The 12,950-nt window shown below is 66.4% G+C and carries 12 protein-coding genes; 6 read left to right on the top strand and 6 right to left on the bottom strand.

All coding sequences use genetic code 11. The features are described 5' to 3' along the window. Position 1 precedes the first annotated feature (1 nt). On the top strand, positions 2 to 2,191 hold the full coding sequence (locus tag IM776_RS02260; RefSeq protein WP_194421467.1) for an AAA family ATPase: 2,190 nt from the start codon (positions 2 to 4) through the stop codon (positions 2,189 to 2,191). Positions 2,192 to 2,434: 243 nt separating this feature from the next. Here IM776_RS02260 and IM776_RS02255 read toward each other — a convergent pair whose 3' ends face one another. Further along, positions 2,435 to 3,559, bottom strand: a complete 1,125-nt coding sequence (locus IM776_RS02255) for a carboxylate-amine ligase (RefSeq protein WP_194421466.1) — start codon at positions 3,557 to 3,559, stop codon at positions 2,435 to 2,437. A 130-nt stretch (positions 3,560 to 3,689) separates the two neighbouring features. Between IM776_RS02255 and IM776_RS02250 the strand changes: the two genes are divergently transcribed. From IM776_RS02250 to IM776_RS02235, 4 genes are all read left to right on the top strand, one after another. Beyond that, positions 3,690 to 4,496: a class II glutamine amidotransferase gene (locus IM776_RS02250; protein ID WP_194421465.1), complete on the top strand. Its 807-nt coding sequence runs from the start codon at positions 3,690 to 3,692 to the stop codon at positions 4,494 to 4,496. Positions 4,497 to 4,560: 64 nt separating this feature from the next. Then, positions 4,561 to 5,169, top strand: coding sequence for a hypothetical protein (locus tag IM776_RS02245; RefSeq protein ID WP_194421464.1), 609 nt, complete (start codon positions 4,561 to 4,563; stop codon positions 5,167 to 5,169). Between the two features lie 39 nt (positions 5,170 to 5,208). After that, on the top strand, positions 5,209 to 5,628 hold the full coding sequence (locus tag IM776_RS02240; protein WP_194421463.1) for a DUF6630 family protein: 420 nt from the start codon (positions 5,209 to 5,211) through the stop codon (positions 5,626 to 5,628). Positions 5,629 to 5,686: 58 nt separating this feature from the next. Continuing rightward, a complete protein-coding gene (locus IM776_RS02235; protein ID WP_194421462.1) occupies positions 5,687 to 7,087 on the top strand; it encodes a threonine/serine exporter family protein in 1,401 nt (466 codons plus the stop codon). On the opposite strand, the gene IM776_RS02230 is transcribed toward IM776_RS02235, so the two are convergent. Then, entirely contained in the window at positions 7,077 to 8,495 is a 1,419-nt protein-coding gene (locus IM776_RS02230) for an amidase (protein WP_194421461.1), read from the bottom strand. The genes IM776_RS02235 and IM776_RS02230 overlap by 11 nt on opposite strands. A 54-nt stretch (positions 8,496 to 8,549) precedes the next feature. Between IM776_RS02230 and IM776_RS02225 the strand changes: the two genes are divergently transcribed. Then, entirely contained in the window at positions 8,550 to 9,011 is a 462-nt protein-coding gene (locus IM776_RS02225; protein WP_194421460.1) for a hypothetical protein, read from the top strand. A 12-nt stretch (positions 9,012 to 9,023) separates the two neighbouring features. On the opposite strand, the gene IM776_RS02220 is transcribed toward IM776_RS02225, so the two are convergent. The 4 genes from IM776_RS02220 to IM776_RS02205 all read right to left on the bottom strand — a co-directional run bounded on the left by IM776_RS02220 (position 9,024) and on the right by IM776_RS02205 (position 12,919). Then, complete coding sequence (locus tag IM776_RS02220; protein WP_228480009.1) at positions 9,024 to 10,139, bottom strand: fatty acid desaturase family protein; 1,116 nt, start codon at positions 10,137 to 10,139, stop codon at positions 9,024 to 9,026. Positions 10,140 to 10,255: 116 nt separating this feature from the next. Beyond that, positions 10,256 to 10,519, bottom strand: coding sequence for a hypothetical protein (locus IM776_RS02215; RefSeq protein WP_194421459.1), 264 nt, complete (start codon positions 10,517 to 10,519; stop codon positions 10,256 to 10,258). 197 nt (positions 10,520 to 10,716) lie between these two features. Then, positions 10,717 to 11,685 carry an intradiol ring-cleavage dioxygenase gene (locus IM776_RS02210; RefSeq protein ID WP_194421458.1) on the bottom strand — a complete coding sequence of 323 codons (969 nt, stop codon included), beginning with the start codon at positions 11,683 to 11,685 and terminating at the stop codon, positions 10,717 to 10,719. Between the two features lie 64 nt (positions 11,686 to 11,749). Continuing rightward, positions 11,750 to 12,919, bottom strand: a complete 1,170-nt coding sequence (locus tag IM776_RS02205) for a glycosyltransferase (protein ID WP_228480008.1) — start codon at positions 12,917 to 12,919, stop codon at positions 11,750 to 11,752. Positions 12,920 to 12,950 lie beyond the last annotated feature (31 nt).

Raw genomic sequence — 12,950 nt, 5'->3', positions numbered from 1 at the left:
GGTGGCGCCCTTCGGCGTTGCCACGTTCGTGTTCGGCCCGAATGGCTCGGGGAAAACCTCGATCAGTCGTGCGCTTGCAGACCCATCGCGATTCCCCGGCACGAAGCACCATTGGAAGGACGACACGCCACTCGATGTGCAGGTCTACAACAGGGACTTCGTCGAGAAGGTCATCGAACAATACTCGCGTTTGGAGGGTGTGTTCCTTCTCGGTGAGGAAAACGTTGAGAAGCGCACTGCGCTGGAGGCGATAGTTGGTGAGAACGGCGAGAAGCCCAAGGCGGAGACGAAGAAGAAGCGCACTGCGTCTAACCTCACGAAGCACCGAGACGAACTGGCATCCGCAAAGCGACGGTTGACCGACGATGTTTGGGGCAAACGGAGTGACCTCGCGCCTGAACTGACAACTGCTTTTGACGGGTTCAATGGTTCGAAGGATCGGTTCGTGACGAGATTGCTGGAGGCGGCGTCGGCTGTATCAGGAGCGACCGACGCCGATGAGGCAGTACTGATTGCTGAGGCGCAGAGCGTCTTCAACGACCAAGCGACAGAGGCATCCAGATTCGCACCGCTCACCGTGCTCCGGGTCGAGGCAATTCCAGGCTATGACCTCTTCGCAAAGAGAGTGGTGGGCAGCGAAGACGCAAGGCTCAGCGACCTCGTGCAGCGACTTGGAAACGCGGACTGGGTGTCCGCCGGTCGCAAGTTCGTCGAACAAGCCGACGGCGTCTGCCCGTTCTGCCAGCAAGAAACTCCCTCGGATTTCGTGCACCACCTGGAGGAGTTGTTCGACCGGTCCTACGAGGATCAAGTCGAGAAGCTCCAGCGCTTCGAGGAGGCGTTCGCGAGGCAGACCGAGGCGATTCTCGGAACGGTTCGCCGCCTACTTGAGGGTCACAGTCCCCACCTCAATACAGCAGCGCTCGAAGCGCCCGCGTCAGCACTCGAACTCGCCGTCGAAAAGATTCGAGTCTCGATACATCAGAAACTCGCCTCGCCCTCCACGGAAGTCTCCATCGACGATCTCACGACCGAGATCGAGCGAATCAACGCAGTGTTCACTGCAGCAAATGCGGCGATCGACGAGCACAACACGCGCGTGCGAACACGAGCGCAAGCACGACCCTTGTTGGTCGAGCGATGCTGGAACTACTTCGCGGCTTATGTGGTGAACTCAGAACTTGCCGCGTACCAACGAGACGTGGACCGGCTCGAACCCGCAGTTTCAGGCATCGAGGCCGCTTTGCAGGCGGTCACCGAAGAGCTTGCTGACATCGTGCGTCGAGAGTTGGCCCTCAGCGCACAATTGGTTTCGAGCAAGCCAACGATCGAACGCATGAATCGAGTGCTCTCGGACACGGGGTTCACCTCGTTCCGGCTCGCTGCGTCAGACGAGCTTGAAGACGGCTACACGATCACCCGGAGTGACGGGGCATTCGATGCCGGTTCACTTAGCGAAGGGGAACGAACCTTCCTATCTTTCCTGTACTACTATCACCTGCTCCGGAGTACTCGCACTGGTGGTTCGACTGCACCGATTCTCGCCGTCATCGATGATCCGATTTCTTCGATGGATAGCGATGTCATGGTGGTCGTGAGCGCGCTGATCCGCGGTCTTGTGGACGAGGCGATGAAGGGCGATGGGCTGGTCGCGCAGGTAGTGATTCTGACGCACAACGTCCATTTCCACAAGGAGATCACGTACCAGCGCAGCCGGAAGCCGGATAGGCGTCGGCGTTACTTCACAATCCGGAAGTACGCCGACCGCGCTCACGCCATAGAGCCCTTTGATACGAATCCCATCAAGTCCTCATACGGGAGGCTCTGGGACGAAGTACGGAACGCGGGACGTGCTGGGGGATATGAGACGCCGATCGGGCTTGAAAACACGATGCGTCGAATCCTGGAGACCTACTTCAACGTTCTCGGCGACGTTGGTCAGGACAGCATCCTCGACAAGTTCACGGGCGACGACCGGCTCATCTGTCACTCACTCTTCATGTGGGCGAATGGCGGCTCGCACAGCATCTTTGATGACAACGATCATTCACCCTCCATGCACTCGGTCGAGACCTACCTCAGCGTGTTCGAGCGCATCTTTGCGGAGACCAAACAGAACCAGCACTACGCGATGATGATGGCGCGCGAAGAACATCCGACGGATGACTGGACTGAGGTTCCGGCGCTTTAGGGGTAGGAGGAAGAATGTGTGCCGGTTCTGTGCCGGTACCTCCGCTGAAACCACTCTCAACCAGCCACGACCAACGATGACAACTTCCGCGGAATCACGGGGCAAACGGCGACCAACGGGTACCCGCTGACCCACGAAATCTAACTGAAAATCGTGAGGTCACGGGATCGACGCCCGTCGGAGCCACTGAGACCCTCGTGAGGCTTCTACTCACGGGGGTTTCTTTGTGCCTCGAGTCGAGGCTCAGTCGTCGAGACCGGCGGTGACCCTCGCCAGCTCCGCGACGACATCGCTCAGCTGCCCGGTCTTCTCGAGCATCGCGCGCTGGCGCATCGCACCGTTTCCGCGTGCGAAGATCCGCTCGATCTGTTCCTCGACGAACGCCTCATCCCCGTTCTCGCGCAGAGCATCCCGCACGTGATCGACGAGATCGCCGACGATCTCGCGTGCCGGGCGCGGCTTGAGCGTTCGCGGGTCGATCAGGTCGCCCTCGATGCCGTACCGGCCTGCCTGCCAGCTCATGAGCCGGAGCATCGAGACCGCGAGAGGCGTCGGCTCGTCCTCCGCGCGCCAAGCTGCCGCAGCCGTGTCGACGAGGCCGCGGCACAGCGCCGCGATGAGCACGGTGTCCGCGGCATCCGGGCAGACGTCCGCGACGCGGATCTCCACCGTCGGATAATGGTGCGACAGGCGCGCGTCGAAGTAGATCATGCCCTCGTCGAGAATGGCACCCGACGCGATCATCGACGCGACGAGCTCGTGATAGCGCTCGGCAGTCCCGAACGTCTCCGTCGGACCGGCCGTCGGCCAGCGTACGATCGCCTGCGAGCGAAAACTCGCGTATTTCGTGTCCTCGCCTCGCCAGAACGGCGAGTTCGCGCTCAACGCCAGCAACTGCGGCAACCAGCCCCGGATGCGGTCGAGCACCCCGATGCCCTCGTCATCGGACTCCACGGAAACGTGCACATGACACGCTCCCGTGAGCTGCTCGCTCGTCGTGAGCCCGAAGTGCTCCACCATCTGCAGGTATCGGGGTTTGCCGACGACCGCGGCACCCACCGGCAACGGTGACGTTCCCGAGGCGATCACCCGTGCACCTGCACGACGTGCCGCGGTGATCGCGTGGTCACGCCACGCACGAACGCCGTCGCCGAGCGCTGCCATGTCGGTGTGCGGAACCGTGTCGGTCTCAACCTGCTGTTGCTGAAGCTCGTGCTCGAGGGATCCTCCCGGCACATCGTCCGAGGTGGCATCGACGGGCTCGGCGGCTTCGGCCGCGAATCGCAACGTGCGCGCGGCCACCGACAGCGGTCGCCCGCTCTCGGCATCCACGAGCAGCAGTTCTTCTTCCACACCGACGGTACGCATGGCCCCAGTGTGCCAGCCGACCCGAATCGGGCCGAAGGGATTGCGCGCACAGCGCACCCTGCCGTATGAGGTTGCCTCATCGCCCCGATGGGAGCAGGCTCGATGGGGTCAACGAGAGGAGACCCGCACTGTGTGCCGACTGCTTGGCTACGTCACCACCCGCCCGACTTCGGTCGTCGACGTTCTCGGACGCGACGACTTCGACACCTTCACCGCGCTCACGGAGGTGCACAGCGATGGGTGGGGAATGGCGTGGCATCGCTCGCTCGGTGACGAGACCGAGGCGGTCTCGTCGGCGCGCAACGCGTCGATAGATCCGCAGTACAAGGCGCTCTCGGAACAGGCGCTCGGATGCTGCGGACTCGTGCATCTGCGCTGGGCGACGGGTGGGCTGCCGGTCTCGCCGGAGAACACCCACCCGTTCACCGATACCGGGTACGCGTTCGCCCACAATGGCCACATCGCGCCGATCGATCACCTCGAGGCGCAGCTCAGTCCGTCTTCGCGAACGAAGCTCGTCGGCGACACCGACAGCGAGCGCTACTTCCGTCTGATCATGCAGTGCATCGACGAGGCGCACGGCGACGAAGCCGAAGGCGTCACGCGTGCGCTCGAGATCCTTGTGCGCGAGTTCCCGAACTCGAGCCTCAACGCGCTGCTCCTGACGCCGAGCAGGCTGTTCGCGATTCACATCAACAGCCGTGTCGATTCGCCCGTCGAATCCCTCCGAGAGCTCTTCGAATCAGTCGAGGCGATGCCTGCCAGTCACGCGACCGAGTATTACGCGATGGACTACCGCATCACCGACGACGCCGTCCACGTCATCTCCAGCGGCGTCGACGCGGAGGGGTGGACGCGGATCCCCGAGGACACTGCGGTGATGATCGATCTGTCGACACGCGAGATCACGCGACTGCATCCCGTACCGCTTCCGTAGCCGCGATCCGACGCGACGCGACCGACTCTTGTGCGCACCTGAGCACATGTGATCGTCTGTCGACATGACGTTCTTCCCGCCGGACCCCGAGATTCCCGAACCCGAGGAGCGCGAGTCGAACCAGCCGCGGTGGTGGTCAGCGCCCGAAGACGAGCTGCCCTCGCTCTTTCCCGCCTCCGAGATCCTTGCAACGACGGATCATGTCGCCATCGCCCTGATGGGCGCCGCGGTGTACAGCGACGGTGTCGAGTTCCGCATCGAACGCCGCCTGCGGCGCAACGGCCTCCCGGCGCGGGAGTGGAACGAATTGTGCGGAACCTTCATGGAGCACCAACCGTGGGGAGGCCCGTCGGATCCGGGAGGCCGTCTCCGGTTCGGCCTCGTGCTGGGCGACGGTGAACGAGTTCTCGCAGACCACTCGCGGTTCTTCGGCGACGGCGATCCGATGGTCGCGCCGACGCATCACACCTTGAACCGCCGAGGCGGCGGAGGCGGTGGAGACGGGAACTCGTACTCTGGAAGCGACGGGTTGTGGCTCTGGCCCGCGCCTCCCCCTGGCCCTATCGAACTGGTCGTGCAGTGGCCCTCGTTCGGCATCGACGAGCGGCACGTGATTCTCGATGGGAACGGGATGCTGGAGCTCATGCCGCACGCCAGACGATTCTGGTCCTGACAGGACGCCGAAGCAGACATCAGAGCGGAACGAGGACTCATGACCGACACGATCGAAGACTGGACCCGTCTGTGCAACCTGCTGGACGAAGACCCCGAGTTCGCGCCCGCCGTACTCGACGCCGTCGAAGCGGGCGACGATCCGTGGGACGCGCTCATCGACGCGCTCGATGATGCCGGCGCTCTCGCTTATCTCGATCTCGGCGACACCGGCGTCGAACTGGCCGAGGCCCTCCCCGCCCTGCCCCGCGTGTTCCGCACCGGAGTCGATGTCGACGAGGTAGGCGACGTCGATGATCTCACCGCCGCCGTCAACCGTGCGAACGAGCTCCTCGGCGCGCACGGACTGCACCTCGTCCACATCGAGGATCCGGAGGACGAGGACGCCTACCCGCTCGTCGCCGTAACCGCCGCGGATGTCGACGAGATCGCGAACCTGATCTCGAGGCTCGCCCGCTGACCCCCGGCATCCCCGACCGGATGCCGACACCGCCGCCACGACTCGAGACAATGGAGACATGGCCACAGAACGACGCTTCCACCTGCTGAACTCCGTGCGCCGCGCGATCCGGACCGACCCCGACAAGGTCGCGCTCACCGAGGCGTACACCGTCCTGAACGAGACGGTGGTCGTCAAGATCCTCGACCTCGCGCTGCGGCTCGGCGAATCGATGTTCGCCGTCGGCGCGTCGGCGCACGACGTGACATTCGCCATCATCCGCGTCGCTCGCGTCTACGGCCTCACCGGCGTGCACGTGGACGTCAACTTCAACGCGATCAGCGTCTCGTACCACCGCGGCGAGGAGGACTGGCCGACCACGATGATCCGGGTCGTGCGCGCCGCCTCCCCCGACTACGCGAAGCTGCAGCGACTCCAGGCGCTGCTCGTCGACATCAGCGACGGCATGGATCTCGATGAGGCACGACTGGCGTTCCGGGTCATTCGGCGCACGCCCTTCCTCTACCGCCCGATCGTCGTCATCTTCGCCCGCGCCCTGCTCACGGTAGGCGTCGCCATCCTCTATGACGCCTCCCCGATCATCATCCTGTTGAGCTTCCTCGCCGCGCTCGGCGCCGCCTTCACCCAGGCCGGGCTCGCACGACTGCAGGTGCCGCTGTTCTTCAGCCAGATCGCCGGCGGGTTCGTCATCACGGCCGTCACGACCGTCGTCTCCGCGCTCGGCGCCGCGGGCATCCCGCCCTTCGTCGCCGTGGAGCCGTCGATCATCGTCGCCTCGGGAATCGTGCTCATGCTCTCCGGGCTCACCGTCGTCGGCGCCGCACAGGACGCCATCGACGGCTTCATGCTGACAGCGGGCGGACGCATCCTCGACCTGACGATGCAGACACTCGGCGTGGTACTCGGCATCCTCATCGGCCTCGAGCTCTCGCGTCTCGTCGGCATCAGCATCCCCCTGCCGACCGATGCGATCCCGTTCGGATCCGTCGTGGCGCAGATCGGCGGCGCGATCATCATCTCGGTCGCGGTCGCGCTGTTCAACGGCGCTGGCGTTCGCATCATCCTCATCAGCGCGGTCCTCAGCACTCTGGCGATCCTGGCGTACAGTGCGACGATCGCGCTGGGCGTCCAGCCCGGCGGCGCGAGCGCCATCGGCGCGCTGCTGGCGAGCTTCATCGGCATCCTCACGGCGCGCGGCGTGCACGTGCCCTCGGTCGCGGTCACGACCGCGGCGATCGTCCCGCTCGTGCCGGGTACTGCGGTCTTCCGCGGCCTGCTCGGCATCGTCGACTCCGATGGGACAGCCGAGGGAATGCTGGTCGGCGTAAGTCCGCTCGTGCTCGCCGGCTCCATCGGGATCGGACTCGCTGCCGGCGCCTCGCTGGGTCTCTACCTCGGCACGCCGCTGCGCGCCACACTCTCCACCGTCTCGAAGTCGCGCGCCCGCCTCAGGCGCTGAGACTCCACACGGGCGGATGCGGCAGCCGTCCGACCCGCTCCTCCAACGCGGCGGCGAGCGCGATGATGGCCGCCTCACCGCCGGGCCGCCCGATCAGCTGCACGCTCACCGGATGTCCGGTCGCGTCCGGCGTCACCGGCACGACGATCGCCGGCAGGCCGGCGACGTTCACGAAACTCGAGTACGGCGCGTACTGCACCTGCTGCGAGAAGTTCCGCGCCGCATCCTGGGCATCGAACCAGCCGATCGGCTGCGGCGGGAGCGCGAGCGCGGGCGTCAGCACGGCGTCGAACGGCGCGAACGCCGTGATCGTCTCGCGCTCGAACACCGTCGCCGCGGCGAGCGCGGCGAGCACCTCCGCTCCGGTGAGCCGCCGCCCTTCGCGCACCAGCCAGGCGGTGATCGGCTCGACGAGGTCCAGCTCGGCATCCGTGAGCGTCATCCGCGCTGCGCTGGTGCGCCAGATCGTCGTGAACATCTCGGCGTAGCCGCGCGGACGCCAGTCCAACGCGTCGACGGCCGTGCCGGTATCCGCCAGCAGATCCGCCGCGATCGCCACGGCGCGCGCCGCTTCGGGGTCGAGCCGGATGTCTTCGGCGTCATCCCACGGCGAGACCGTGGTGACGCCGACTCGAGCGGATGCCGTTGTGGCCGCGACTTGCGCCGCGTCAAGGAACGGCCCGGCGTGCGGTGCCACCGTCGCGTACGGATGAGGGCGACCGGCGACCTGCACGTCGAGCAGCAGCGCCGCGTCGGCCACGGTCCGGGCGATGGGACCTGCGACCGGCAGCCCGCCGGGGCTGTCGAGCCCCGACGCGAACGGCACCCGCCCGCGCGAGGGCTTGATGCCGACGACACCGACGGTCGCGGCCGGGATGCGGATCGACCCACCGCCATCCGATGCCGGGGCGAGCGGCAGTAGTCCCGCCGCCACCGCAGTCGCGGCTCCACCGCTCGAGCCTCCGGCACCGTTCGCGGGATTCCACGGGTCGCGGGCGGGCGGACCGAACTGCGTCTCGGTGTACCCGGTGAGACCGAACTCCGGTGTGCTGGTCTTGCCGAGACTGATGCCGCCGGCCTCATCGAGCACGGCGGCCTGATCGGCGGTGGAATCGGGCACGAAGTCGCGGTGCAAGCGCGAGCCGAAGCGGGTCGGCACACCGGCCCGAGGCACGAGGTCCTTGTCGCCGAACGGCAGCCCCCAGAGGGCACCGGCGGGTTCGGCATCAGCCAGGCCGCGAGCGCGGGTGAGCGCGGCATCCGTCGTCACCTCGACGAACGCGCCGAGCCCCTCATCCAGTCGGCCGATGCGGTCGAGATAGTGCCGGGTGAGCTCGACCGGGCTGATCTCGCGGGCCCGCAGGGCCGCCAGCTGCTCGATCGCGGTCAGGTCGTGCAGCTCAGCCATGCTTCGAGCCTACGGCTGATTCCGCCGCGCCAGCCCGTGTGGGATGATCGCCCCATGCTCCGCCGGGGACTCGCCGCCACCGCTCTCGTCGGCGCGCTCGCGGTCACCTTCAGCGGATGCGGCGTGCCTGGCGTGGTCACGTCCCAGTCCTGCATCGACTGGGTGTACTTCGAGACGCCCGCGGATGCCGCAGCCGAAGCATCCGCAGTCGCTCTCGGGTCGGTCACCGGACAGAGCGGGTCGACGCAGTATGAGGGCATGGCGGCGAACATCTGGACCGTCGAGGTCGTCGAGTGGCTGAAGGGCGGCGGTGGGGATTCGATCGACGTCGTCTCGCTCCCCCGCAGTTGCGGTGACTCGAGCGACAGCATGGCGCAGTTCGAGCTGGATGACAGTGTGGTCCTGTTCCTGCGCAGCACGGGCAACGGCTGGGAGGGCATCACGCCGTGGCAGCAGGTGACCGCCGCCGAAGACGGCACGTTCCCCGAGGCGTGGCCGGACGATCTGTACGACTGATCGGTCCCGGCGCTACGCCCGCTGGAACTGCGCCACCGCCGGGCAGTCGAACGGGTCGCCCGCCGCGAGTCCCACGCGATTCAGGTACTCGATGACGATCGCGTAGGAGCGGATCAGCGTGGTCTCGGTGTAGGGAACGTCGTTGGACGCGCAGTAGTCGCGGACGATTCCGCGGGCCTTCGACAGGTGCAGACGCGGCATGCTCGGGAACAGGTGGTGCTCCACCTGGTAGTTCAGCCCGCCCATGAGCCAGGTCGCCCACCAGCCCCCGCTGATGTTGCGTGAGGTGCGCACCTGCTTCGTGAAGAAGTCGAGCCGGGCACCCGGTTCGATGATCGGCATGCCCTTGTGGTTCGGGGCGAACGACGCTCCCATGTAGACGCCGAACACCGCCATCTGCACGCCCACGAAGGCGAAGGCCATGCCCAGCGGCAGGAACAGGAAGATCGGGGTCAGCAGGATGGCGAAGCGCAGCGCGATGATGCCGAGCTCGATCCACCGTCCCTTGACCTTCTTCTCGGTGAGGAGGTACTTGATGCTGAGGTAGTGCAGGTTCAGGCCCTCGAGCGTGAGCAGCGGGAAGAACAGCCAGCCCTGCTTGCGGGTGATCAGGCGGATGAGTCCGCGTGACTTCGCAGCATCCTCCTCGAGGAACGAGATCGTGTCGACCTCGATGTCGGGGTCTCGGCCGACCATGTTCGGGTTGCCGTGGTGCTTGGTGTGTTTGGAATCCCACCACGAATAGCTCATGCCGATGGAACCGGCGAGAATGCGCGCGAGACGGAAGTTCGCGGGCCCCGAGGCCAGGATCTGCCGGTGCGCGGCCTCATGAGCGAGAAACGCGATCTGGGTGAAGATGATGCCGAGCGCGCCCGCGATGAGGAGCTGGAACCAGCTGTCACCGAGAAGGATGAACCCGGTGACCGCTCCGCCGAGGGCGAGAGCGATGCCGGCGGCGACGAAGCTGTAGAAGCGCGGCGCGCGCTGCAGGAGTCCCGTCTCGCGAACGACCTGTGAGACGTTCTGGTAGGCCTTGGCCATCGGAGGGAAATCGGCCTTGCCGGAGTACGTCTGGCGTACGCGTCCAAGAGTGCTTGCGGTCTGTTCGACCTGTGCAGTGGAGATGATGCTCTCCTGTCGATCGGAGCCCTTGAGCTGTGAAGCCAAAGGCAGCTGCCGATCGCTTCGTCCAAGGGTAACTCGGGCCGTATACGGCACCGCGTATACGTCGGGCTGTCTCCCGGTCAGACTCCGGTACGGCTGAGGTGTCCGCGGAGGGTCTGCACGAACGAGCGAGGGCGACGCTGAGTGGAGCCCTCGAGCGCGTGACGGGCATCGGCGAGGGTCGCGAAGGAGCCGAGCTCGGCGCCGTGGTTGTCGCGGACGACGTGGCCGTCGGCGTCGAGTTCGACGAAGCCGGCGAACTCGCCGTCGCGGGTGGCGACGTGCACGTCGTCGTCGGCCTGTTTCCAGGTGAGGATGGATGAATGGGTGGTGGTGTTGCTCATGGTGTTGCTCATTGCTGTGTGCGGACGCGCGCGAGCACATCCTGAATTCTCGAGATCGAAGGCGGATGCCGCGCGCGTCGGTGTGCGCGGTCCTTTACGGCCATGATCAGTGGCGACGTGCGTGCCGAAATCGCGGCGAAAACATCACGTTGCACAATCAGTCTACCAGCAGTGGGCGGAACGAGCCCCGACGGGTGTCACCTCGACGGCGGACCTGGAGCGTCGCCATTGCCGGGGCCACCTCCGGGAGCACCTCCGGAACCGCCGCCGGACGGGGCGGAACCCGCGGACGGGGTCGTCGTGGTGTCGACGAAGACCTGCAGCCGGGCGGCGTATCCGCTGCTCGCGTCGCCGGTCACGGTCGCCAGTTGCAGCCTGCCGCCGTCGTCCCCGAACACGTTGTCGCCGTCCAGCGTGATGTTCGCGAGATTCGCCGTCGACCCGCTGTACCGCGAGTCTGCGTAGACCGTGCGGCAGGTGTCCTCGGGCAGCGCGATCTGCGAGGTCGCGATGGCGTTCGCGGAGTCGCTGATCGAGTTCGCGTCGGGATACACCTCGAAGTGGATGTGCGGCCAGCGACCGGAGTAGCAGCCGGGAAAGATCGACGTGAACGAGACCTTGCCCTCGGCATCCGCGACCTGGACGCCGCGCAGATAGGTCGCACCCTCGATTCCCGACGAGTACATCGAGTACTCGCCCTGCGCCGTGCAGTGCCAGGCGTAGACCGCGACGCCGGCGAAGGGCACGTTGCCGTTCGCCATGTCGAGCACCTCGAGCTCGAACGTGAGCGGGACGCCGTCCGCGGTGGCGGAGCCGTCGATCGAGGAGCGGATGTCCTGGCGGACGATGCCCGACTCCTCGAGCACGTCCGGCCCGTTCGAGCCGTCGCCCGGGTACGGCCCCGCGGTTTCATCGGGGATCTCCTGACCGGGCGCCGACGAGGCGTCACCGGACGAGGATGTGCCGGTCGCGGCCGGTGTGCAGGCGGCGAGCACGGCAGCACCGATTCCGAGGCCGGCGAGGCTGAATACACTGCGGCGGGTGATGAGGGTGCGGATGTCGAAGGGTGCGCCCTGATCGACGACCTCCTCGTCGGGGTGATCGAGCAGGCGACCCTCATAAGCGGGTCCGCCGGGAGTCGGGGTGGGGTCGGGAATGCGGTTCATGTCTGTCATGCTCCGCTGCGTCCTGAGGACGGTTCTCTGTGGGAGCTATGACCCGCTTATGAAGTCAGAGCTCGCCGGGGCGCATGGCCTCGGCGTCGATCGCGCGGAGGATGCGCTGGGATGCCGTGTCGGTCGCCGGCCCGCCCTTCTCCGCGCGTGCGCGCTCACGCCGCGGCGCGTACACGAACAGCGAGTGGAACAGGAAACGCGCGAAGAACGCGACCACCAGCGAGATCGCGGTCGCGAGCACGCTGGAGATGTGCCAGGTCTCGACCATGAGCACCATGATCGGGATCCGCAGTGCCGCCTCGACGTTGTTGAAGGTGAAGGATGCCGCGAACCGGGCCCACACGCCGCGGGCGTCCCCGCGCATGTCGCCGAACACGAACCGCTCCTGCAGCAGGAAGTTGCCGATGATGGTGGCCTCGGCGCCGATGACCGCCGCCCATACATACGGCATGCCCAGGGTCGTCAGCAGCCACATGATGCCGAGATTGGCCAGCGCCCCGATCAGGCCGATGAGCGCGAACAGTGACATCTTGCCGAACCGCAGCCGGGTGAGGTGGGCGATGAAGGTCGCTCCCTGGCGCAGCGAGGCCTTCGAGGCGCCGCTGCGCCGCTCGGAGAATTCCATCGGCACCTCGGCGATGCGCATGTCGCTGCGGGCGAGGATCTCAAGCAGGATCTTGAACCCCTGCGGGCGCAGCACGGATAGATCGAGGCGACGACGGTCGACCAGGAAGAAGCCGGTCATCGGGTCCGTCGCGCCGGACAGCCGCCGGGGGAACATCGCCCTGGTCACCCACGTCGATACGCGCGAGACGCCGAAGCGCACTGCGGTGCCGAGCCCCGCGGAGTCGCCGCCGCCGACATAGCGCGACGCCGCGACGATGTCGGCGTCACCGGCCGAGAAGCGATCGAGCATGGTCGGGATCAGCTCGGGCGGATGCTGCAGATCGCCGTCCATGACGACGCAGACGTCGCCGTCCGCTGCCGCGAAGCCGACGACGACGGCGCCGCCCAGACCCCCGGTGTTCGCGCGGCGGTGGATCACTCGCACGGGCAGCGGCGCGGTCTTCGCGATCCGTTCGACCTCGGCCGCGGTGTCGTCGGCGCTGTCGTCGACGAACAGGATCTCGGCATCGTGCCCTTCGAGCGCGGCCGCAGTGCGCTTCACCAGCTCGGCGACGTTGTCACGCTCGTTGAAGGTGGGGACGATGACCGTGACGGCGATGCCCACGTGCGTCCCCTTCCGTACTCGCTGG

It is taken from the genome of Microbacterium abyssi, assembly GCF_015277895.1.
GTDB classification, from domain to species: Bacteria; Actinomycetota; Actinomycetes; order Actinomycetales; family Microbacteriaceae; genus Microbacterium; species Microbacterium abyssi.
Note: the sequence above shows the minus strand (reverse complement) of the source record. Positions and strands in the feature narration are given on the sequence as shown.

Coding starts and splice junctions, on each gene's coding strand:
- IM776_RS02255 (WP_194421466.1), bottom strand. CDS start 3,559: ATGCGTACCGTCGGTGTGGAAGAAGAACTGCTGCTCGTGGATGCCGAG.
- IM776_RS02245 (WP_194421464.1), top strand. CDS start 4,561: ATGACGTTCTTCCCGCCGGACCCCGAGATTCCCGAACCCGAGGAGCGC.
- IM776_RS02240 (WP_194421463.1), top strand. CDS start 5,209: ATGACCGACACGATCGAAGACTGGACCCGTCTGTGCAACCTGCTGGAC.
- IM776_RS02235 (WP_194421462.1), top strand. CDS start 5,687: ATGGCCACAGAACGACGCTTCCACCTGCTGAACTCCGTGCGCCGCGCG.
- IM776_RS02230 (WP_194421461.1), bottom strand. CDS start 8,495: ATGGCTGAGCTGCACGACCTGACCGCGATCGAGCAGCTGGCGGCCCTG.
- IM776_RS02225 (WP_194421460.1), top strand. CDS start 8,550: ATGCTCCGCCGGGGACTCGCCGCCACCGCTCTCGTCGGCGCGCTCGCG.
- IM776_RS02215 (WP_194421459.1), bottom strand. CDS start 10,519: ATGAGCAACACCACCACCCATTCATCCATCCTCACCTGGAAACAGGCC.
- IM776_RS02210 (WP_194421458.1), bottom strand. CDS start 11,685: ATGAACCGCATTCCCGACCCCACCCCGACTCCCGGCGGACCCGCTTAT.